We start from the raw sequence: 21,996 nt of genomic DNA, 5'->3' as shown, positions 1-21,996 counted from the left end.
AAACAGTGGAGAAATCAAGAAAAAAATGAGGCTGCCGGGAAACTTGGCAGCCTCATGGCATTATGCGGTTTTTTTGGGCCAAACCAGGCCGATGATGACCCCGACGATTGCCGGCAACATCCAGCCAAGGCCGATGTCGTAAAGCGGCAAATAATTGGAGTAGAAAGATTTGATCGAATCGAATAAGGACAAGCTTGCACCTGGCAAACTCGAAACCAATGTGCTGTATCCGTCAAAGAAACTGACGCAGAATGTGAAGACCATCGCGGAAGCATAAACGCTCCGCTTATTTCCATATAAATGGGAAAATAAAGTCAATAGTATGAGCACGATTGCCAACGGATAAAGCAACATTAATACAGGGATGGCGAATTGAATGATGTTGTTCAATCCAAAGTTGGCGATGGTGAATGAAACAAGGCACAGAATCAATACGAACCATTTGTAATTGACTTTCGGGAACACTTGATTGAAAAACTCACTGCAAGATGTAATGAGCCCGATACTTGTTTTTAAACAAGCTAGCACAATGATGATGGCAAGCAGGATGGCCCCATAGTTGCCAAAATAATGCTGGGCGACGGCTGCAAAAATTTGACCTCCATTTTCGAAGGTACCAATGGCGGATACGCTGGATGCTCCCATATAAGTGATGAGCCCATAGATGAGCGCCATTAGCGCCATGGCAAAAACGCCGGCTTTCAAAGTGGATACGGCAATTTCCTTTTTATCGGTAATCCCCCGTCCCTTGATGGCATTGATGACAACAATTCCGAATGCCAAGGATGCAAGGAGATCCATTGTGTTATACCCTTCTTTAAAACCGGTAATAAATGCAAGGTCCCCATAATCTCCGGCAGGGTTCTGGAATGTCCCCATCGGTTTGATTATGGCGATCACAATTAAAATGAAAAGGAACAATAAAAATGCAGGGGTTAAATATTTCCCGATATAGTCCACGATTTTGGCGGGATTCAAAGAGAAATAATAAACGATCGCAAAAAACACAAAACTGAAAATACCTAAAAATAATGTGCTGTATTCAGGATTGATGTACGGTTCGAAACCAACCACAAAAGGCACTGTGGCCGTCCGTGGAATTGCAAAAAACGGCCCGATCGTCAAGTAGAGGGCGATGGCAAATGCAACGCCGAATATTGGGTGAACCCGTCCGGCCAGTTCAAGCAAACTGTTGCTTCCGGACAAACCGAATGCGACAATTCCCAAGAAAGGCAGTCCGATGGCGGTAATGAGAAATCCGATCAAAGCCGGCCAAAAGTTCGTACCGGCAAGTTGTCCCATTTGGATTGGGAAAATTAAATTCCCCGCACCAAAAAACATGCCGAACAGCATGGTACCAATGATGGCATAGGTAGTAAATGAACTTGACTTTTTCATAATCATGCTCCTTCTCAGATGAATCTCCATCATTTTATCAACTATCGTAAAAGGAATCTATGAATATTAATAAAGTAGGAAAATAAGGAATTTTCACTCTAATAATTAAATTGTTAATTTTTTATAAATTTAACGATATAAAAGAGTAGATATCCGCTGTTATAAAAAGATATAAAAGCTAAAAATTCTGAATTATACAAATTTTATATTTACAAGAACTCTTGTTCGTGTTAATTTATTTTTGAAAATGTTGAAGAGGGGTTGTTCTTATGGAATATAAGGATGAAGATCAAAACGATTTTGAGAGCGGTTCCGGCGACGAAAACCAAAAAGAAGGGAATTCGTTCAAACCTTTTTTCTGGGGGGAACAAACAGACGTCATTTTTGAGGAATTTAGAAGCACTTATATCCGGATTGATACTTCAATCGAAACAAATCCTGAATTGCAATTGATCAACGGATGGTCAAACATCATTTCAATCAATGAAGGGGCACAAATCATCGGATATCTCCACTTCAAAATTTATAATTCGTATTTCATAAGACCGTCTGAATTGTTATCGGTCGCAAACAGTTTTTCAAGTGAAGAATATTTTATCATGTCCTCATTCATGAAACATTTTCAAAAAGAAATGAAAGAATGTTATTTAAAGCTTCTTGTAGTGAGTGAGATATCTTTGAATGATGATTATTTGAATAAAGGGCTGGAAATGAAAGTATTGATCGAGTTGATCAGTTTGTGCCGCATTTTGGAAGTGGATTATATTCTATTGAAGCCTTATTCCACATTCGAAGAAAAATTTGGCAGTGCAATAAGGAAAAATAAAAAACAGGCGGTAAAATTGGCGGTTCTTCGCAATAAACTCGTTTTTGATGTCTATTATTTTGAAGAGGATCAACCGGTGATTGTACTGGATATTCGACATATATGACATAGATGAATAATAATTTTAATACATAACCGGCATCATGTTCCCCTGGCTCAGGGAGGCATGGTGCTTTTATTTTGGGAAGTTTTTCGCACAAAATCATGGGGTAAAATTTTATCACGGAATTGGAATTTGTGATTGACAAACATTTATACAAAATATATATTTACATTGCGAATGATAATTATTATCAATAATAAAATATGGGGTGTAAAATATGAATCTTAAACGTTATCTTTCTGTTTTATCATTAACTTTCATATTTTTATTGGTCTTGGCGGGTTGTTCCGGTCAATCCGATGACAAAGATTCAAAAGAAGCTGAATCAAATGCGGAAAAAAATGAAAACCGTTCCGAATATCCAATTGTCATAAAACATGCCTTTGGTGAAACGGTGATTGAAGAGAAACCGGAACGCGTTGTAACAATTTCCTGGGCAAACCATGATGTGGCTTTGGCTTTGGGGGTTGTGCCGGTTGGATTCTCGGCCGCCAACTACGGCGTACAAGATGACAGCGGAATGCTTCCGTGGACAAAAGAGAAATTGAAAGAACTTGGTGTTGAAAATCCTAATATTTTCCAAGATACAGACGGTCTGGATTTCGAAGCGATTGCAGATGCTGAACCGGATGTAATCCTTGCCGCCTATTCCGGTATTACACAGGAAGAATATGATCTTTTAAGCCAAATCGCTCCGGTTGTGGCTTATCCGGAAACTCCATGGGTGATTTCTTGGAGAGACCAAATTTTATATAATGCCAAAGGAATGGGGATGGAAGAAGAAGGAAAGCAACTGATTAAGGACACTGAAAACTTAATTCAAGAGAAAGCGGGCGAACATCCTGAAATCAAAGGGAAAAAAGCCGCTTTTGCTTCCATCAGCGCAGCCGATTTATCCAAATTCTACATTTATACAACTCAAGACCCTCGCGGTGAATTTCTTGAGGAATTGGGAATGCAATATCCTGAAAGCTTAATCGAAACATTTGGGGATCAGGACAGTTTCTATATTGAAATGAGTGCGGAAAACGCGGATGCATTAAATGATTTGGACATCATCGTGACATACGGGGATGACAATACTTTAAAAGCGCTACAAAATGATCCGATTTTAGGCAAAGTGCCTGCCATTCAAAAAGGGGCCGTTGTAGTCATTGGCGATAATACGCCACTTGCGGCGGCGGGAAATCCGAATCCGCTATCCATTGCGTACACCATCGATGAATACTTGGGCTTACTTTCTGAAGCGGCCAAAAAGCTGAATTAATATGAAAACGACTGCCTATAAAGAGAACAAGCAAACCCTCATCCCGAAAAGATTTGCAGCATTACTCATGGTGCTCGTATTATTGCTTGGTGTTTGCATCATCGCTTCGTTGCTGTTTGGTTCAAGGGCCATCGGTTTGGCGGATATCATGGACGGGTTATTTCATTCCAATGTCGATACCCACGAAGCCAATGTTGTGCGGCAAAGGGTGGTTCGCACGATGTTCAGCATCATGTGCGGTGTGGCTCTAGGGGTTTCCGGCGCTTTGATGCAATCAGTGACCCGCAATCCGATTGCAGACCCAAGCATTCTGGGAGTGAATACGGGAGCCGCCCTTTTTGTCGTAACCGGGATTGCATTTTTCCATATCACTTCTGCCGGTCAATATATTTGGTTTGCCATTGTCGGAGCAATGATAACAGCCGTATTCGTTTATTCGGTCGGTTCGATGGGAAGCGGTGGCGCGACGCCGTTGAAACTTGTATTGGCCGGGGCCGCGACAAGTGCCGTATTGTCATCGCTTGTCTCGGCCATTATGATTCCCCGCAACAACGTCATGGATCAATTCCGTTTTTGGCAAGTAGGCAGCGTAGGATCCGGCACGTGGGATTCCATTATGATTTTTCTTCCATTTCTAATTGTAGGTCTCCTGATTGCATTGATGACAGCGCCGGCTTTAAATGCAATGCTTTTGGGGGATGAGGTTGCCAAAAGTTTGGGTGTACGGATTGGGTTTATTCGGCTCCTTGCCGCATTTGGCGGAGTGCTGTTATGTGGTGCCGCAACCGCGCTTGCAGGCCCGATCGGGTTCGTCGGCTTGCTCGCAACCCATGTCATTCGATTAATCATTGGACCGGATATGCGATATGTCATCCCGATGTCCGCCTTGACAGGAGCGATCATTTTGACATTTTCCGATGTTATCGGCAGGATCCTGGGAAGTCCGGGGGAATTGGAAGTCGGAGTGGTGACGGCCTTTATCGGTGCCCCCATTTTAATCTTTATCACAATGAAAGCGAAAGTTCGTGAAATATGATGAATGAGACATTGCAGTTAATTCGGACAGCTCGATCAAGAAGGTTTCGCCGTTTTGTGCTTTTGACATCCTTGCTTTGCCTGATCTCCTTTGCTTTGTGCGCCTTGATGCTGATGCTGGGCAACACGATTTATCCCGTCCAAGATGTCATCCGGGTGCTTCTTGGGGAACAAGTCAAGGGAGCATCTTTTGCTGTTGGAACGATCCGATTGCCACGGATGGTGGCAGGACTGTTTGCGGGGTTTGCCTTTGGGGCAGGCGGTTATGTGTTTCAAACGATGCTCCGCAACCCGCTCGCCAATCCGAATGTCATTGGGATTACAACAGGTTCGAGTGCCGCCGCCGTTTTTTGTATCGTCATCCTCCATGCGAGTTTGGCAATGACATCCGTTGCTGCCGTTATCGGCGGTTTAGGTACGGTTTTGGTGATCTATTTGTTGGCGAAAGGAAGTTCTTTTTCCATCGGACGATTGATTTTAATCGGCATTGGCATTCAGGCGATGCTCAATTCCGTCATTTCTTATTTATTGTTGATTGGAAGCCGGAATGATTTGCCAACCGCATTGCGTTGGTTGAGCGGAAGCTTAAATGGTTTGAAAATGGAAACCCTTTTTCCTTTAATCGTGACCGTTGTACTTTTTACTCCCATGCTGCTCTTATACGGCAAACAACTGGAAATGTTGGAATTGGGCGACCAAACCGCTACATCTCTAGGCGTGAACGTGAACATGACCAGAATTATGCTCATGATCAGTTCCGTTTTGATGATTGCGATCGCTACCGCAACGACAGGACCGATCGCCTTTGTGTCCTTCCTTGCGGGACCGATCGCCAATCGGATCATGGGTTCGGGTTATTCCAACATAATTCCTGCCGGGCTCGTTGGTGTCATTTTGGTGCTGGCCGGAGATTTGATTGGCCAACATGCCTTTGAAGCGAGATATCCTGTAGGGGTGATCACCGGCGTGCTTGGAGCGCCTTACTTACTCTATTTATTAGTCCGTTTGAATCGAAAGGGTGGTTTTTAATGAATCCTGCACACGTGCTGACAGCAAAAAATTTATATGCGGGCTACGATAAAAAGACGGTTTTGCAAGATGTTACCATTACCATTCCAAGCAATAAAATCAGTGTGATTATCGGGGGGAATGGTTGTGGCAAATCCACATTGCTCAAGACGATGGCAAGGTTAATCAAGCCTGCAAGCGGCCAGGTCATGTTGGATGGGAAACCGATTCATCAAATCTCAACGAAACAATTGGCTCGTGTGTTAGGGTATTTGCCTCAATCACCCATTGTTCCTGAAGGGATCACTGTGGTTGATTTGGTAGGCCGGGGAAGATTTCCGCATCATTCGTTTTTAAAAGGCTGGACGAGCAAAGATGATGAAGCGGTCAGCGAAGCGATGGAAATCATGAACATTACGGATTTGGCGGATCGATATATCGATGAGCTGTCAGGCGGCCAAAGACAGCGGGTATGGATCGCAATGGCCCTAGCTCAACAGACGGATATCCTGTTTTTGGATGAACCAACCACCTATCTGGATATCACCTATCAGGTGGAAATATTGGATATGTTGACAGATTTGAACCGGAAACGGGGCACAACCATCGTATTGGTGCTGCATGATATCAATTTATCCGCCCGATATGCGGATCATATTTTTGCCTTCCAGCAAGGAAAGCTGGTGGCGGAAGGAACTCCGTCAGAAGTGATCAATAGCCAATTAATTAAAGATGTTTTTGGACTTGATTGCACAGTGATTCAAGATCCGGTTTCATTATCCCCATCCATTGTGCCAATTGGCAGATATCATAATCATTTGGAAAATTCCCGTTTTGAATGCCGTCTGGAAAGGTGCTGACTTTCCGGCGGCTATTTTGCCGTTTGGCGCAGGGAAATCTAATAAAGGCTTGTACCAAGTCCTTCAAAAGCGCGGCAGGTGAATCAGTCAGCAATCGTAAAAAAACACCATGTTGAAAACTCTTCATTTGATTGTCAGTTATTAGAAACACATTTTCAAAAATGTTATGTTAATAATATAAGTAGCAAATAGATGTAGGAGGTGCCAATGATGGAATTTTTTGAAGCAGTAAAAAATCGCCGGTCCATTCGTGCATTGGAAGATGAAGCGGTTGTACCTGATGAAGAAGTGGTTGAAATTGTCAAATCAGCTTTGAATCATACACCGACTGCATTCAATGGGCAAGAAACCCGTGTAGCCATTTTGTTTGGAAAACATCATAAACAACTTTGGGACGACGCGGAGAAAATTGCCCGCGATAAAAATCCGGTAGATTTTGAACGGACACAACAAAGAATTCAAGGTTTCCGCAATGGTCATGGAACCGTTTTATTCTTCCAAGACCGGGAAGTCATCGAAGGTTTGCAAAATAAAATGCCACATCTCCGTGATGCGCTTGAAGCATGGGCCCATCAAAACCAAGGCATGCTTCAATACGTCATCTGGACGGGATTAGAGGAGGTTGGTTATGCCGCATCCCTTCAACATATAGACATCGATATACGTCCAGAATGGAACATTCCTGAAAATTGGAAGATTATTGCGCAAATGCCTTTCGGTAAACAAGCGCAGCCGGCGATCGAAAAAGAGATTATCCCGGTGGAGAAAAAACTTGTTGTCCTTAAATAAGTTCCCATCCATCAAACGGACTTCGAGGAAAAGTGAAGGATTCTATGGATCAAGAAATGATGATGAGCTTGCGAAATAAGTCAAGGACTTGTTTTGCAAGCTTTTTTAATAATAAGGATAAGGAAACCTCTTTTCTTTCTGTTTTTCAATTTCCTTTGTCAAATATTGAATTTGCCTTTCGAGTTCCTTGATTCTTTCTTCGTACGGGTTTTGGTATGGCGGTTGTGTGGGTTGTTGGGCAGGCTGTGGGGTACGTTGTTGGCGCTGAAGTTGTTCAATCTCCAGGATTGCTGAATAAGTTGAAATCAATGCCCCGATGATTTGAATAATATTGCCGAACACTGCTAATTTTGCAAGACTGATATCGGAAGAGTCATTGCTGGTGCTGTTTTGTGCTGACTGATTTTCTTGTTCAAGTTGAAAAAATGGGTAAAATTCATTGACCATCCTCCAGCTCCCCCGATCCAATTATCTTTTGTATTATATGTTTTTGATAATAAAAAAGTAACTGAATGAAAATTCACGGATGAAGATGGGGAATAGTTCCAATCCTTCTATTGGGGGAAAAAACAAGGTGTCCTGATCCAGAAGTATTGGACACCTTGTTTTATCAATTTAAATGGCCATTCTTCGGCGAATTCCTCATGCACTAATGAGATGTTTTTTAAACGTTCAACAGCTCCTGCTGTTTTTCCGTAAGCTCGATTTCAAAACCCAAGTCTTCCAGCATTTGATAGTCCTGGTTTGATTCTTGTCCTTCCGTTGTCAAATAGTCGCCGACGAAAATGCTGTTTGCCGCGTATAATCCCAACGGCTGCAAAGAACGGAGATTCACTTCTCGCCCGCCGGAAATGCGGATTTCTTTTGTCGGGTTCATGTAGCGGAATAAGGCAAGGACTTTCAGACAATAGCGCGGATTCAGCTCATTTGTCCCTTCCAGTTTCGTGCCCTCGATCGCATGCAAAAAGTTGACCGGAATGGAATCTGCATCAAGCGCCCGCAAAGCCCGGGCGATATCAATCACATCCTGTTTTGTTTCTTTCATGCCGATGATGGCGCCGGAACAAGGGGAAAGGCCGTGCTTTTTCACGATATCAATTGTATTCACCCGGTCTTGGTACGTATGGGTTGTCGTGATGAATGAGTGATGTCTTTCGGATGTATTGATATTGTGGTTGTAACGGTCCACACCCGCTTCTTTCAGCTGCTGTGCTTGTTCTTCTTTTAAGATCCCCAAACAGGCGCATACTTTTAATCCGTATTTTTCTTTAATTTCTTTCACGGCTTCACTGACCACGTTCACATCTTTCCGGGTCGGACCTCGGCCGCTTGCCACGATGCAATAGGTGCCAATTTTATTTTCGAAAGCGATTCTTGCCCCTTCCAAAATTTCCTCTTTTGTGATGAAAGGATATTTTGTGATCGGAGCAGAGGATTTCGAAGATTGGGCACAATAACCGCAATCTTCGGGGCAGTAGCCGCTTTTTGCATTCATGATCATGTTCAGTTTCACTTTTTTCCCGAAGTAGTGTTTCCGGATTGTAAATGCTCCATGCAATAATGGAAGGAGTTCATCATCCTCCGCGTTTAAAATCGCCATCGCTTCTTCATTTGAAAGTTCTTTTCCGTCAATGACTTCTTGGGCTAGAGTTTGCCAATTCATTTTGTTGCCTCCAATACATTGATTAGTCTTTTATTTAAAATGAAGTAAATCCGTCTTGCAAAAAGTCCAGTGACCATCGCCAATACAATGTCAACACCTACCGTGCTTAAAAAGGCGGTTACAAATACGGTTGATGCGCTTGTCGGCATATCAAGCCAGAAATTTAATGCCAAGTAAACGTAAGGGGCACCAATTGCGTAAATCACGAATGTGCCTGCCAAATTCGCCATGACAAATCGTAAACGGGAAGGTTCTTCTCCTCCGCGTTCAATAATGTATCCGATCACAAAAGCGCCTAAAGCAAAACCGGCCAAATATCCGAAAGTGGGCTGCAATACATATGTCAGCCCGCCCCCTTTTGTAAAGACAGGGAGTCCTGCCAAACCTACCAAGATATAAACCAATTGGCTCTGCAAACCTCTTTTGCTTCCTAAAATCGATCCTGCCAAAAATACGATGACAATTTGCAGTGTAAACGGCACAATCGGCAACGGTATCTTGATGAATGCCCCAATTGCTGTAAGCGCCGCAAATATTGCAACGAGTGTAAGGGAATAAATTTGCGAATTTCTCATCGAATTCCCACCTTTCTCTCTTTGAAAAATTCCATGATTTCCTGTTTTGCCGTTTCCACCATCCATTCAATTTCTTCTTCGGAAATGACGTATGGAGGCATGAAATATAAGATGTTGCCAAGGGGTCTGAGCAAAATTCCTTTTTTCAATGCCCTTTTGTATATTTGATAGCCAATACGCTCTTCTTCAGGGAGTGGCGCTTTTGACTTTTTATCGGCAACCAGTTCAATGGCTCCGACAAATCCCGTTTGACGATATTCCCCAACGGTTGGAAGTGAATCGAAGGCTTCATGCGCCAGTTGGTTTAATAATTTTGCTTTGTCCGCAATTTTTTCTAATACCTTCTCTTCTTCAAAGATGGCGAGGACTTCCTTGGCTGCACGCAATGCCAGGGGATTTCCCGTGTAGCTATGGGAATGTAAGAAAGCTTTCATCGTGCCGTAATCGTCATAAAAGGCGTAATAGATTTTGTTTGTCGTCAACACTGCCGAAAGAGGCAAGTAACCGCCAGTAATGCCCTTGGATAAACAGAGGAAATCCGGAGTAATGTCCGCTTGTTCGCACGCAAATAACGTGCCTGTTCTTCCAAAGCCGACCGCGATTTCATCTGCAATGAGATGCACATCGTACTGGTCACACAATGCTCTTAATTTTTTTAAGAAAACAGGGGGATACATGTTCATGCCGCCTGCTATTTGGATTAACGGTTCGATGATGGCGGCGGAAAGGGTGTCCGCATGTTTTTCGAACTGTTCTTCAACAAACAGGGTGCAAGGAGCATCACATGTGCCTGGATTTTCATTAAATGGACAGCGGTAACAATTCGGTCCTTCTGCACGGACGACATTCAAAAGAAGGGGTGTAAATACTTTGTTGTACAAGTCGACTGCCCCGACAGATAATGCTCCGAGTGTTTCCCCATGATAGGCATTGGTAAAAGTCAAGAACCGTTGTTTATTCGGTTGGCCGGTTTGGACTCTATATTGAAAACTCATTTTCAATGCAATTTCGATGGCGGCTGAACCGTTATCGGCGAAAAATACTTTTTCCAAGCCATCCGGTGTTTTGTCCACCAGCTTTTTTGCCACGTGGATGGCCGGTTCATGGGTAAAGTTTGCAAAGATGACATGTTCCAATTTTTTTGCCTGATCAGCGATTGCCTTGCTGATGCGCGGATTGGCATGTCCAAACAAGTTGACCCACCAGGAGGAAACAGCATCCAAATAACGGTTTCCTTGCTTATCGTACAGCCAGACTCCTTCGCCCCGCTCAATGACGATAGGAGGGAAAGATTCATAGTCTTTCATTTGGGAGCAAGGATGCCAAATATGTTTTAGATCAAGGTCTTGAAGTTCCAAGTAATTCAACCGTAATCAGCCTTTCAAAAATCGTTTCTCCGTCAAAGCTTTCAATCGTCCGGTTTCCCTCGACAATGACTATTGGCTTGTCAGGAATGAACCGGCGCAAAGTTTGGACGTTATTTTGTTCAATGGGACTATTTTTATATTGGTTGATGACGATGCCAAGCACTTCTATTCCTCTTGTATTCAGAGCATCAAGAGATAATAATGTGTGATTGAGCATGCCAAGTTTTGAGGGTGTCACCAATACAACCGGCAGTTTTGAGCGTTGAATGATATCCAACAAGGTCAATGCAGTATGGGGTTGCAAAGGTACAAACAGCCCTCCAGCCCCTTCGCAAATCACAGCGTCATATTCTTTTGTTAAATGGCTTATTTTATTCAGTATTTGTGCCCCACTGATCCATTCCCCCTCCAGCTCGGCGGCATAATGGGGAGAGGCGGGAACAGGGAAAGAATATGAATTGATTGATTCGGGAGATAAAGGATGCAAACTATAATTTAAGTAAGTAGACGTATCGTAATAGTATGTTATATCCCCCTTTTTTACCGCTCCCGTTTGTACGGGCTTATAGGGTACAACTTTTAACCCTTTTCTTTGCAAATACCGCATAATCAATGTTGTGATGAAAGTTTTCCCTACATCGGTGTCTGTTCCTGCAACCCAAAAATGGTTCAACTTATCACCTTCTTAGCTGTTGTGGTTTATGTTAACTTAGTTGTTTATTAAGTTAACACAATTTCTTTTTCCAGTAAATATTTTTTTGGAATTTTGTATAAATTAGGTAATTGGTTTTGGAATGGTGAGACTATTTGGAGGATTTATTCAATGAGGGCCGATGTTGGAATTCTTTTAGTATAAAAATCAAATGTGATTTTTGTAGAGTTGTGTTAAAATTCTTTATTATTACAAAATTTGTATATTTTTTTAAGAAATAATGTTGTTTGAAGCTTGAATAGTTGATAGGAGTGTAAAACATGATTGGCACAATCGTTAATACCGTTTGTATTCTGGTGGGCAGCTTGGTAGGCAGCATATTGAAAAAGGGGATTAAAGAGGAATACCAAACGGCGTTATTTACCGCAATGGGATTTGCGGCTACAGCATTGGGCGTAAATGCCATTGTTCAAAATATGCCCAATAGTGAATACCCGATATTATTTATCGTGAGTTTATCGATCGGCGGGTTGGTGGGAACAATCATCGATTTTGACGGGAAATTCAAAAAAGTCGTTGATCGTTTTTCAAAAACGGATTTAAGCAAGGGATTATCTACGGCAATTTTGCTGTTTTGTATTGGCACTTTATCGATATTAGGGCCTGTGGAAAGCGCGCTTCATCAAAATCATACATATTTATTTACCAATGCAACCCTGGATTTGGTGACATCAATGGCATTGGCTGCCACTTACGGCATCGGCATCGCGTTTGCAGCGGTAGTATTGTTTTGCTGGCAGGGGGCTATTTATCTAAGCGCAACCTATATCGCTCCTTTTTTGACAAATGAATTGATGACGGAAGTTTCCATTGTGGGCGGCATATTGATCTTAAGTTCAGGATTGTCGATTTTGGGAATCAAGGACAGCAAGTCGTTGAACATGCTGCCGGCGCTATTTGTACCGGTGCTTTGGTTTCTCATTCTGGCGGTGTTTAAATGAAAGTTGGAGTAAAAAAGAGGAAAGATATGACCAGTTCAGGAGGATCAGGTATGGATGACCGTTTGCAAGAACAAATGCATGAACGAATGAATAGAAAGCCGATGAAGCTTGCGGCCATTTTGGGGGCATTGGGGGCTTTTGCTCCGTTGTCCATAGATATGTATTTACCGGCACTCCCGCATATTGCAAAAGAACTTCATACAAGCCAATCAATTGTGCAGTTGAGTTTAACTTTTTTCTTATTTGGACTTGTATTGGGCCAATTGATGGTGGGCCCGATCAGTGATGCAAAGGGACGGCGGAAACCGTTGTTGTTTGGGCTTTTGGTTTATGCTGTGTGTTCATTGTTGTGTATTTTTGCTCCAACCATTGAACTATTTATTGTTTTGAGATTTTTGCAGGGAGTATCTGGTGCAAGCGGTATTGTGCTGTCCCGCGCCATTTTGAGGGATGTTTTTTCCGGAAAAAAATTGACGAAGGTTTTTGCTATGCTGGCTTTGGTGCAAGGTGCTGCTCCGGTATTGGCTCCGGTGCTTGGGGGCATTATATTGCTTTTCGCTCCTTGGAAAGGGGTATTTCTATTCTTGGCGGTTGTCGGGTTGGTCATGTTCTTCATTGTTCTGTTTTATTTACCGGAATCATTGGATGTTCGTATGCGGAGCAAGGGAAGCATTAAAGAAACGTTCATCACCTTCAAAAAATTGTTTCTGGACCGCAGCTTTATCGGATATGCATTAGTGATCGCCTTTTTGTTTACCATGATGTTTGCGTATATTTCGGGTTCTTCCTTTGTATTCCAAGAGATGTATGGACTTTCCGCGCAGCTTTATAGTTTGATTTTTGCCGTGAATGGCATTGGCATTGTTCTGTGCAGCCAATTGACCGGGCGGTTAGTGGGGATTGTGAGCGAAAAGAAGTTGTTGGTTACCGGAATCGGACTGTCCTTTGTCGGAACGGCTGTTTTATTGGTGCTGCTTCTATTGAAGGCAAAGATTTATTTCATTTTGCCGCCATTATTTTTGGCGATTGCCAGCATGGGAATGGTCAATACATCCGGACAATCATTGGCTTTGCAAAATCAGGGGAAAGTGGCCGGAAGTGCTTCCGCTTTGCTGGGAGTATTGCAATACGTGATTGCGGGATCCTTTGCGCCTCTGACAGGATTGGGAAATGATCCATCTGTATCGATGGGGATTGTAATGATGATTGGAAGTGTTTTCGCCATTCTTTCTTATCTTTTCCTGATCAGGAAGAATCAAGTGGTAACTGATAAATAGGGAAGTGGCATCCGCAGCAATATGGGGTGATTTGCACTAAATGAGTGGCCAAGTGCACCAAATGCGGGGGTATACGCACTAAATGAGTGGCCAAGTGCACCAAATGCGGGGGTATACGCACTAAATGAGTGGCCAAGTGCACCAAATGCGGGGGTATACGCACTAAATGAGTGGCTAAGTGCACCAAATGCGGGGGTATACGCACTAAATGAGTGGCCAAGTGCACCAAATGGGGAAGTATACGCACTAAATGAGTGGCCAAGTGCACCAAATGGGGAAGTTTACGCACTAAATGAGTGGCCAAGTGCACCAAATGCGGGGGTATACGCACTAAATGAGTGGCCAAGTGCACCAAATGGGGAAGTTTACGCACTAAATGAGTGGTCAAGTGCACCAAATGGGGAAGTATACGCACTAAATGAGTGGCCAAGTGCACCAAATGGGGAAGTATACGCACTAAATGAGTGGCCAAGTGCACCAAATGGGGAAGTATACGCACTAAATGAGTGGCCAAGTGCACCAAATGCGGGGGTATACGCACTAAATGAGTGGCTAAGTGCACCAAATGCGGGGGTATACGCACTAAATGAGTGGCCAAGTGCACCAAATGGGGAAGTTTACGCACTAAATGAGTGGCCAAGTGCACCAAATGGGGAAGTTTACGCACTAAATGAGTGGCCAAGTGCACCAAATGGGGAAGTATACGCACCAAATAGGGAAAACATCCACATCAAATAAGTCTACATACCCACTAAATGCGAACTTTGCTCTATCCATTGGAATACGATCCACCCCATAATCAAAAAAGCACAAACCTTGCCCCGGTTTGTGCTAAAAATTTATTCCGTTACGATGACGCTTTTAGGAAACGTTGCAAAATATGGGGAGTTTCCTTGTCTGAAGAAGACAAACAAATACGTGTCGCTTACAACAATCTTTCCATTTTGATACGCTTCGTAGTCAAGGTTGAATGGAACGATGAGGGAATGTTTCACCAGTTCCTTTTCATTCACTTTCATTTGAACGAATTCTTCCCCTGCGATTTCCGGTGTTTCAATCAACTTTTTATTGATGGCCTTTAATTCCTCTTTTGGAATCCGCTCATCCCACCAAAGTTTTCGCGGATGGAACTGCTGTTTTGATAAGAAGTCCAGCTTCATTAAACTGTGGACAATCCCTAAGTTCACATTTGGCAAAGTGCGCAAAAATTCATCCAATCTTGTAAACAAATCTTCCAATTGATGGCCAATTCTGGACCAGCCTTTTTCTTCCCAGAACGTACCGAAATTTTGGAAGAAGTCGAAAGGTGTTTCAAAAACTTCCGTTACTAAATATTCAACCGTGCCGTCCATGCGATGGGCGTTCCAATATTTTTCCAGCACGTCTTCCGCTTGTTTGATGCGGATGATGTCATCAAAGCTCAACACGTTGTTCGATAAAATTTCATAAGGTGCAATATCCACGTATGTATACCCGAATTTTTCCGATTCAATTCGCAATCCCGTGCCCCTCAATAATTTCAGGAAGCCCAGCTGCAATTCTTCGGGACGCATCTCGAACACATCGTTGAATGTTTTGCGGAAACTTTCGTAGTCCTCTTCCGGAAGGCCGGCAATCAAATCCAAATGCTGGTCGATTTTTCCTCCTTCCTTCACCATTGTGACCGTTCTTTTCAGTTTTTCGAAGTTTTGCTTCCGTTTTACCAGCTCATTCGTTAAATCGTTCGTTGATTGAACCCCGATTTCAAAACGGAACAATCCCGCCGGTGCATGGTCGTTTAAAAATTGAATGACTTCCGGCCGCATGATGTCTGCCGTGATTTCAAATTGGAACACCACGCCAGGCACATGTTCGTCGATCAAAAATTGGAACATGTCCATCGCATAGCGGCGGCTGATATTGAACGTGCGGTCTACGAATTTGATGGTTTTTGCCCCGTTCGCCATCAAATAACGGATGTCCTCTTTGATTTTTTCCCGGTCAAAATAACGGACACCGACTTCAATGGATGATAAGCAAAATTGGCAAGAAAACGGACAGCCGCGGCTCGTTTCAATATACTGGATCCGCTTTGAAATAGAATCCCGGTCTTCTTCAAAACGGAAGGGGCTCGGCATTTCCCGCAGGTCGACTTTTGGGGGCTGTGGATGGATGTTCATCTTGCCATCTTTCAAATAGGCAATGCCGGGCACTTCCTCCAAAGGAATTTCTTCATGAACATAACGAAGCAGTTGTTTGAAGGAATATTCCCCTTCGCCCATGATGATGAAATCGACAAGCCCATCCAACCGGCGCAGCCAATAATGCAGGTCATAGGACACTTCCGGACCGCCCAACACAATTTTTGTTTTGGGGCTCACGGCGCGCAGCATTTGAATGACTTTGATCGTTTCTTCAATGTTCCAAATATAGCAGCTGAAACCGACCAAATCCGGTTTCCGTTGATACAACTCGGTCACAATATTCAACGCCGGTTCCTTTATCGTAAACTCGACAATCTCCGGATCAAACTCCGGCCGGGCATATGCTTTCAAATAGCGGATGGCCAAGTTCGTATGAATGTATTTGGCGTTCAATGTTGTCAGTAAAATATTCATCAGTCGAACTCCTTTAAAACGATTAATCAACACACTTCAATCTATCACATCTATTATACACATAAATCGCGGACGTTCTCCTAAGAATAAAAAGTCACGAAAAAATAATTTTGACAGGATGCTTTTCAAAATAGGATGGATCTTCCGTAGAAGAGATGTGTATTTCCATTTCCAGATCGTTTTTGAATTCGGGAAATTCAATCTCATCGGCTTGCTGTATGATTAATCTTGCATTTGCGGCTTTTTGGGGGGAGATTTCCTGATGCATTTCATAGATGGTTTCATCTACCATGCGTTCATCCACCGATAATCTTTGAGCGGAGATGATGATTGCATCTTTGCGTTTATTCAGTATATCAAAAGTGATGGTGACCGTTGTCTTTGATTGATTTTTAATTTTCTTCATATTTAATACCGTTATTTTTACATGTTCATTGTCGGCCACCAGCTGACGGATTTCTCTTTCTTTGTCCTCATCCCTTTCGTTTTTCCCCAGGTTCGATTGTGAAGGGACACCGCAGGCAAAAAGAATGAAAACAAGAAACAACAAATAAAATCGATGCAAGTTTTTCATAAATGTCACCTTTAATCATCATGAATTGGTTGAAATAGATCAAATGTTAGTATGAAAATCTCTGTTCCCATTTATACATGACGGTTGATTCATCCAATGAATCGTTTTTTTAGAGATTATCGTGATAACGCGTTCTTAAATTGTCTGAAAAACCATGAAAATTTCCCGCAATTCTGTAGTATAATTGAATAAAATGTAAATTGTGAGAAAGATTTCAGAAAAGGTTCACCTTCTCTTGAATGGAATAAAGAGGTGTATAGATGGATAAAGTATTTGCCATTGGAGATATACATGGAAGTTATCAATTGCTTGACAAAGTATTGGATTATTGGAATCCCAATGAAGAATTGCTAATTTTCTTAGGGGACTATATTGACCGTGGGAAAGACAGTTTGCAAGTATTGCGGAAAGTGATCGAGCTGTCGAAAGAATACAAAGTGATTACGTTAAGCGGGAATCATGAACAAATTTTCTTGAATTGGTTGAAAAAGCCGAAAGTGATGTCGGAATTTTATTTTGACCAAAAAGTTGGCGGGGCAAGCACCATCGAAAGCTTCTTCTCTGCCATGCCACACCAACCATCAATGGAAGATTTGAGCTTTGAACAAATGGTGGAAATCTTAAAAACGAATTTTGCGGATGAAATCGAGTTTCTTAAAAACCTTCGTTTGTACTATTATTGGAGACCATATGTTTTTGTCCATGCGGGGATCAATGCCGGTGTCGATGATTTTTTGGAAACGGGTTCGGATGAATTTCTCTGGATCCGGGAAGAATTTACGAAAGTGCCCCACCAGGCGAAAGAAATCGTCGTCTTTGGCCATACACCCACAATCTTTTTAAATGAAGACGGCTCAAGCAAAGTTTGGATTTCCCCTTGCCGAAAAAAAATCGGCATTGATGGCGGCGGAGAGATTTATAAAGATGGAAACATCCATGGAGTTCGTTTCCAAAGAAATTCCTCAGAAATCGAAGTGTATTCCGCCAACGGAAAGGGAATTACCACAAGCCATTTTACATTGTAACAGGGAATTTTCAAAAAGTGGAATGGAACAGGATTCCAGGATTCACCTATTAGTGAATCCTTTTTTTGAATATCGATAAAAATTAATTTATTGTTAATATAAGAAGGCCCAGGAATGACCATTACGGAATGGAAGCCATACTAAGATTAATGGAGATTCAATGGAAGTGGTGAAGTGAATGAGTGCAATCAATGCGATATTGCAAATCCTGTTTGTTTCAATCATTATCTTTTTTATCAGCGGAAGGCTCATTGGTTCCAATGTGAACCTGTTTCGGAGAGTGTTGTCTGTCATCATCAGTGTCTCATTCACTACCTTTGTATTTTGGTATACGTACATAAGGGAAAATCCAAAATATGAAGATGGCGTTGTCAGCGTCGCGACTTTGTTATGGATTGGCAGCATGCTATTAATTTCCATGCTGATTTATTTGTTTTTTGAACTCTTTGATCCGATTGCACTGGATGAAAGTGCCGGACGGTATGCGGAGAAAAAGACGATTTTCAGGAAAGTGATCAATTATTGGCGATATCAAAAACGTTTGCGCACAGTGGTAAAAGCGGCGGTGACCAACGGAATCACGAGAACGGTCAAATATGCAAGAAACAGAGATACGGACAAGCAATTGGCGATTGCTTTAAGGGCAACCCTTGAAGAGAGCGGCGGCATTTTCATCAAATTCGGACAAGTGTTATCCACCCGGAAAGAATTGTTTTCCCCGGTCTTTACAGAAGAATTGAAAAAACTGCAACAAAAAGTTTCACCTATGACCTATGATGAGGTAACAGCGATTTTAAAAGAAAATTATTCCCGGGATGTGGATGAAATTTTTTCTTTTTTTGAAGAAAAGCCATTGGCGGCGGCTTCCATTGGTCAAGTCCATCGTGCCGTGCTGAGAGACACCCATGAGGAAGTGGTGGTGAAGCTTTTGCGCCCGCAAGTGAAGACCATTATGCGGGAAGATTTGGGCATTCTGTTGGAATTTGCCGATTGGATCACCGCCAAATCCCAATGGGCGGAGAGCATGGGATTCAAAGCATTGGCAGAAGGTTTTGCCAATTCAATGAAGGAAGAAACGGACTTTTCCATCGAAGCGCGCAATATGATTCAAATCCGCAATATATTGAAGAATAGCAAACTGAATGTAAAAATTCCAAGGGTTTATGAACAATACAGCAATGAAAATATTCTTGTGATGGAATATGTGAAGGGCGTAAGCATTGCTGAACTGGATAAAATAGAAGATCAATATTACATTGACCGGAGTGAGTTGGCGAGAAAACTCATTTGCTCCTATTTGGAACAGGCGCTGGTCTCCGGAATCTTCCATGCCGATCCGCATCCTGGAAATATTGCGGTGAACCCGGAAACGGGGGAACTCATTCTGATGGATTTCGGGGCGGTTTGCCGATTGTCGGGTCAACAGCTGGAGGGCTTGAAACTGTTTTTCATCGGAATTCAACAGAGCGATCCTTCCATTTTATATGATGCGATTTCACTGTTGATCAAAAATAAAGATGAGATTGATCGGCAAGAATTGGAACAGGCAATCGGCCAAATATTATTGAAAATTTCTTTTGTCAATAAAGTTCCGACAGATGAGACGATTTATTCCATTTTTACAGTAATCAGGGAAGCGGGACTGCAATTTTATTCCCAAGTCAGCCTTGCGCTAAGGGTAATTGTGACATTGGATGGAACCTTGAATATGATAGATTCCAATATCAACATTTTCGAAGAAGCGAGAGAATTTACGAACGATTACATGAAAGCTTCGATCAGAAAGCCGTTCAAAGAGCCGGTTGAAACGATGGAAAAACTGCAGGAAGAACTTGCGTTATTAATCCCGAACTTGCGAAAAATCCCAAGGCGATTTGATCAGTTGGTCCGAAAAATTGAAGATGGAAAGGTCACCTTGCACCATGACATCTTCTCGGATAAAACGAATGCCAAGTTCGTCACTCAACTGTTTTCGAAATTCGTATTATTGATGGTTGGAATTACGTTCGGCATCATTTCCACTGCGCTGCTTGCGATTTCCCAATTTATCGAAACGGTGTATGCCATTTATTTAAATACTGCGGCTTATCTCGGATTGTTTTTATGTTCCATTTTGCTTGTCCGATTGTCCATTCAAGCCATACGGGATATGAAAAAGAGGGATTGATGAATGCACTTTTCCCGGTTGTACGCGGGAAAGGTGCTTTTATTTTGGCTGCGGATTCCAATTACAGATGGCCGGCAGTTTGCTATAATGGTTGGAGTAGAAAGTGGGGATAAAGAAATGAAACTTCAACCGCATCTTTTAGTGATTGACGGAATGGCCCTATTATTCCGTTCTTTTTATGCCACAAGCGTGATGGGGCATTATCAATATTTGCCGGACGGCAGAGCTTCCAACGGTGTGCAGGGATTTGCAAGGCATGTGTTGACCGCCCAATCGATTGTAAAGCCGAGCCATCTTGCCATTTGCTGGGATATGGGGACCCAAACTTTTCGCAATGAGTTGTTTCGTGAATATAAGTCCAATCGAAGCGCTCCACCGGAAGAGATGATTCCCCAGTTTGATATGGCGAAGGAAGTTTCCGAATGGATTGGCTGGAAGAATATCGGCGAAATTGGAATGGAAGCGGATGATTGCATCGGATCCATCGTAGAGAAGTGGAAAGAAGAAGCGAAGATCACCATCATAAGCGGGGACAGGGATTTGTTGCAATTGTTGAACCCTGCCACGGAAATAGCGTTTACCAAAAAAGGCTATTCAGAGTACGATGTCTATACAGTGGAACGATTTAAATCGGAGTATGCGATAGAACCCCATCAGTTTGTGGATGTAAAAGCATTTATGGGGGATTCGAGCGACGGTTATCCGGGTGTCAAAGGAATCGGACCGAAAACGGCACTCCAACTTATCCAAAAATACGGCTCCGTTGATGGAGTTTTAAAAAATTTGGAAGAATTAAAACCAGGCCAACGAAACAAAATCGCCGAGAATATGGAAATGTTGAAACTGTCTTATCAATTGGCATCGATCAACAAAAATGTTTCGATCAAAGCGAGTTTGGATGAATTGACTGTCCCAAATTACAAAGCGGAAACCTTCGAGCATTTGGCAAGCAAAGGATTTACATCCATTGCGAAACATGCCCATTCCTTAATGCCGATTGTTTAAAATATCCATGGACACAAACGGAGGGATCAGTTTGTGTCCTGTTTTATTTTCGGTTCAATTTTCACAAAGCTGAGCACTTTGCTGTTTTTGGAATAAGGAACCTTTCGGATCTGACTATCCCGATTCACGCCACCATTGTCATGGACTATTAAAATTAATTCCCCGTCATCGATTTCGTACCCAATCAGAGGAACCCAATGATACTTGAAAGAAGGCTTTGAATTCCATTGAAAGGTGAAATATTTATCGAACTTTGCTGCTGCCGGTCTGCCTTCATCAATTTGCCGCAAAGCTTCTTTTAAAGAACATTTTTGTACAATCCATTCAGGACCCAAATATCTTTGCAAGTTTTTGATGAGCCTCCAACGAAACAGCCCGATCTTCGTTGTCCCCAGCAAGGAGTAAAGATCATTTACATTTTTGGCATAGTCTATTCCCAATAAATATTTTAAAATCACATAAATTGTTGTCGGACCACAGGCAGAGTTCCGGTAGGATGGAAGGATTTCTTTATGATACTGTGAATGGCCTTGAACATTCAGAATTCTTCTTTTCATCTAGCAACACCCGATTTCTGTTTACAAAAATTGTAGAATAATGGAGGAGAATTAGTATGAATTTCTTATTTACATAAATAGGTTAATAAGATTAAATATGGTATAATCTACTTATTTTTCTGAATCTTCTCATATTAGATGGATAAGAAAGGATGGATTATGACTGAAAATCGATGTCCTGTTTATTAGTTAGATTATTTCCACGGAAATGTTTTTGTCGAAAAAACACCAATTATGACCACAACATATG

The 21,996-nt window shown here is 42.4% G+C and carries 20 protein-coding genes; 11 read left to right on the top strand and 9 right to left on the bottom strand.

The window, feature by feature from the left end; genetic code table 11:
* Positions 1–60: 60 nt before the first annotated feature.
* Complete coding sequence (brnQ, locus tag NST13_RS07330; protein WP_342581728.1) at positions 61–1,398, bottom strand: branched-chain amino acid transport system II carrier protein; 1,338 nt, start codon at positions 1,396–1,398, stop codon at positions 61–63.
* Positions 1,399–1,667: 269 nt separating this feature from the next.
* On the opposite strand from brnQ, the gene NST13_RS07325 reads away from it, so the two are divergent.
* The 6 genes from NST13_RS07325 to NST13_RS07300 all read left to right on the top strand — a co-directional run bounded on the left by NST13_RS07325 (position 1,668) and on the right by NST13_RS07300 (position 7,286).
* Entirely contained in the window at positions 1,668–2,330 is a 663-nt protein-coding gene (locus NST13_RS07325) for a hypothetical protein (RefSeq protein ID WP_342581727.1), read from the top strand.
* Between the two features lie 214 nt (positions 2,331–2,544).
* Positions 2,545–3,594, top strand: coding sequence for an iron-siderophore ABC transporter substrate-binding protein (locus tag NST13_RS07320; RefSeq protein ID WP_342468752.1), 1,050 nt, complete (start codon positions 2,545–2,547; stop codon positions 3,592–3,594).
* A 1-nt stretch (position 3,595) separates the two neighbouring features.
* Entirely contained in the window at positions 3,596–4,630 is a 1,035-nt protein-coding gene (locus tag NST13_RS07315) for an iron ABC transporter permease (protein ID WP_342468753.1), read from the top strand.
* Positions 4,627–5,658, top strand: coding sequence for an iron chelate uptake ABC transporter family permease subunit (locus tag NST13_RS07310; RefSeq protein ID WP_342581726.1), 1,032 nt, complete (start codon positions 4,627–4,629; stop codon positions 5,656–5,658). Before NST13_RS07315 ends, NST13_RS07310 begins: the two co-directional genes overlap by 4 nt.
* On the top strand, positions 5,658–6,497 hold the full coding sequence (locus NST13_RS07305) for an ABC transporter ATP-binding protein (protein WP_342581725.1): 840 nt from the start codon (positions 5,658–5,660) through the stop codon (positions 6,495–6,497). The genes NST13_RS07310 and NST13_RS07305 overlap by 1 nt, the downstream gene beginning before the upstream one ends.
* 207 nt (positions 6,498–6,704) lie before the next feature.
* Positions 6,705–7,286 (top strand): nitroreductase family protein, encoded by a 582-nt coding sequence (locus NST13_RS07300; RefSeq protein ID WP_342581724.1) that lies wholly within the window; start codon positions 6,705–6,707, stop codon positions 7,284–7,286.
* Positions 7,287–7,391: 105 nt separating this feature from the next.
* Here the strand turns inward: NST13_RS07300 and NST13_RS07295 are convergent, their stop codons facing one another.
* The 5 genes from NST13_RS07295 to bioD form a co-directional block, all read right to left on the bottom strand.
* Positions 7,392–7,733: a hypothetical protein gene (locus NST13_RS07295; protein ID WP_342581723.1), complete on the bottom strand. Its 342-nt coding sequence runs from the start codon at positions 7,731–7,733 to the stop codon at positions 7,392–7,394.
* Positions 7,734–7,950: 217 nt separating this feature from the next.
* Positions 7,951–8,949, bottom strand: coding sequence for a biotin synthase BioB (gene bioB / locus NST13_RS07290; RefSeq protein ID WP_342468758.1), 999 nt, complete (start codon positions 8,947–8,949; stop codon positions 7,951–7,953).
* Positions 8,946–9,524, bottom strand: coding sequence for a biotin transporter BioY (locus tag NST13_RS07285; RefSeq protein WP_342468759.1), 579 nt, complete (start codon positions 9,522–9,524; stop codon positions 8,946–8,948). The genes bioB and NST13_RS07285 overlap by 4 nt, the downstream gene beginning before the upstream one ends.
* Entirely contained in the window at positions 9,521–10,891 is a 1,371-nt protein-coding gene (gene bioA, locus NST13_RS07280) for an adenosylmethionine--8-amino-7-oxononanoate transaminase (RefSeq protein WP_342581722.1), read from the bottom strand. The genes NST13_RS07285 and bioA overlap by 4 nt, the downstream gene beginning before the upstream one ends.
* Positions 10,863–11,564: a dethiobiotin synthase gene (gene bioD / locus NST13_RS07275; RefSeq protein WP_342581721.1), complete on the bottom strand. Its 702-nt coding sequence runs from the start codon at positions 11,562–11,564 to the stop codon at positions 10,863–10,865. The genes bioA and bioD overlap by 29 nt, the downstream gene beginning before the upstream one ends.
* Positions 11,565–11,863: 299 nt before the next feature.
* On the opposite strand from bioD, the gene NST13_RS07270 reads away from it, so the two are divergent.
* Both NST13_RS07270 and NST13_RS07265 read left to right on the top strand, forming a co-directional pair.
* Positions 11,864–12,544, top strand: a complete 681-nt coding sequence (locus tag NST13_RS07270; RefSeq protein WP_342581720.1) for a DUF554 domain-containing protein — start codon at positions 11,864–11,866, stop codon at positions 12,542–12,544.
* Positions 12,545–12,594: 50 nt separating this feature from the next.
* Complete coding sequence (locus NST13_RS07265; protein ID WP_342581719.1) at positions 12,595–13,821, top strand: multidrug effflux MFS transporter; 1,227 nt, start codon at positions 12,595–12,597, stop codon at positions 13,819–13,821.
* 839 nt (positions 13,822–14,660) lie between these two features.
* Here NST13_RS07265 and NST13_RS07260 read toward each other — a convergent pair.
* Positions 14,661–16,418: a B12-binding domain-containing radical SAM protein gene (locus NST13_RS07260; protein WP_342581718.1), complete on the bottom strand. Its 1,758-nt coding sequence runs from the start codon at positions 16,416–16,418 to the stop codon at positions 14,661–14,663.
* A gap of 94 nt (positions 16,419–16,512) precedes the next feature.
* On the bottom strand, positions 16,513–16,992 hold the full coding sequence (locus NST13_RS07255; RefSeq protein ID WP_342581717.1) for a hypothetical protein: 480 nt from the start codon (positions 16,990–16,992) through the stop codon (positions 16,513–16,515).
* A 260-nt stretch (positions 16,993–17,252) separates the two neighbouring features.
* On the opposite strand from NST13_RS07255, the gene NST13_RS07250 reads away from it, so the two are divergent.
* From NST13_RS07250 to NST13_RS07240, 3 genes are all read left to right on the top strand, one after another.
* The gene (locus NST13_RS07250; protein WP_342581716.1) at positions 17,253–18,017 is read left to right on the top strand and encodes a metallophosphoesterase; all 765 of its coding nucleotides are present in this window, start codon (positions 17,253–17,255) and stop codon (positions 18,015–18,017) included.
* Between the two features lie 178 nt (positions 18,018–18,195).
* Positions 18,196–20,184 (top strand): AarF/UbiB family protein, encoded by a 1,989-nt coding sequence (locus NST13_RS07245; RefSeq protein WP_342468768.1) that lies wholly within the window; start codon positions 18,196–18,198, stop codon positions 20,182–20,184.
* A 117-nt stretch (positions 20,185–20,301) separates the two neighbouring features.
* Positions 20,302–21,189 carry a 5'-3' exonuclease gene (locus NST13_RS07240; RefSeq protein WP_342468769.1) on the top strand — a complete coding sequence of 296 codons (888 nt, stop codon included), beginning with the start codon at positions 20,302–20,304 and terminating at the stop codon, positions 21,187–21,189.
* A gap of 26 nt (positions 21,190–21,215) precedes the next feature.
* Here the strand turns inward: NST13_RS07240 and NST13_RS07235 are convergent, their stop codons facing one another.
* Complete coding sequence (locus tag NST13_RS07235; protein ID WP_342468770.1) at positions 21,216–21,746, bottom strand: C39 family peptidase; 531 nt, start codon at positions 21,744–21,746, stop codon at positions 21,216–21,218.
* Positions 21,747–21,996 lie beyond the last annotated feature (250 nt).

It is taken from the genome of Ureibacillus sp. FSL W7-1570, assembly GCF_038593265.1.
GTDB classification, from domain to species: Bacteria; Bacillota; Bacilli; order Bacillales_A; family Planococcaceae; genus Ureibacillus; species Ureibacillus suwonensis.
This window is presented reverse-complemented; position numbering and strand designations above follow the sequence as displayed.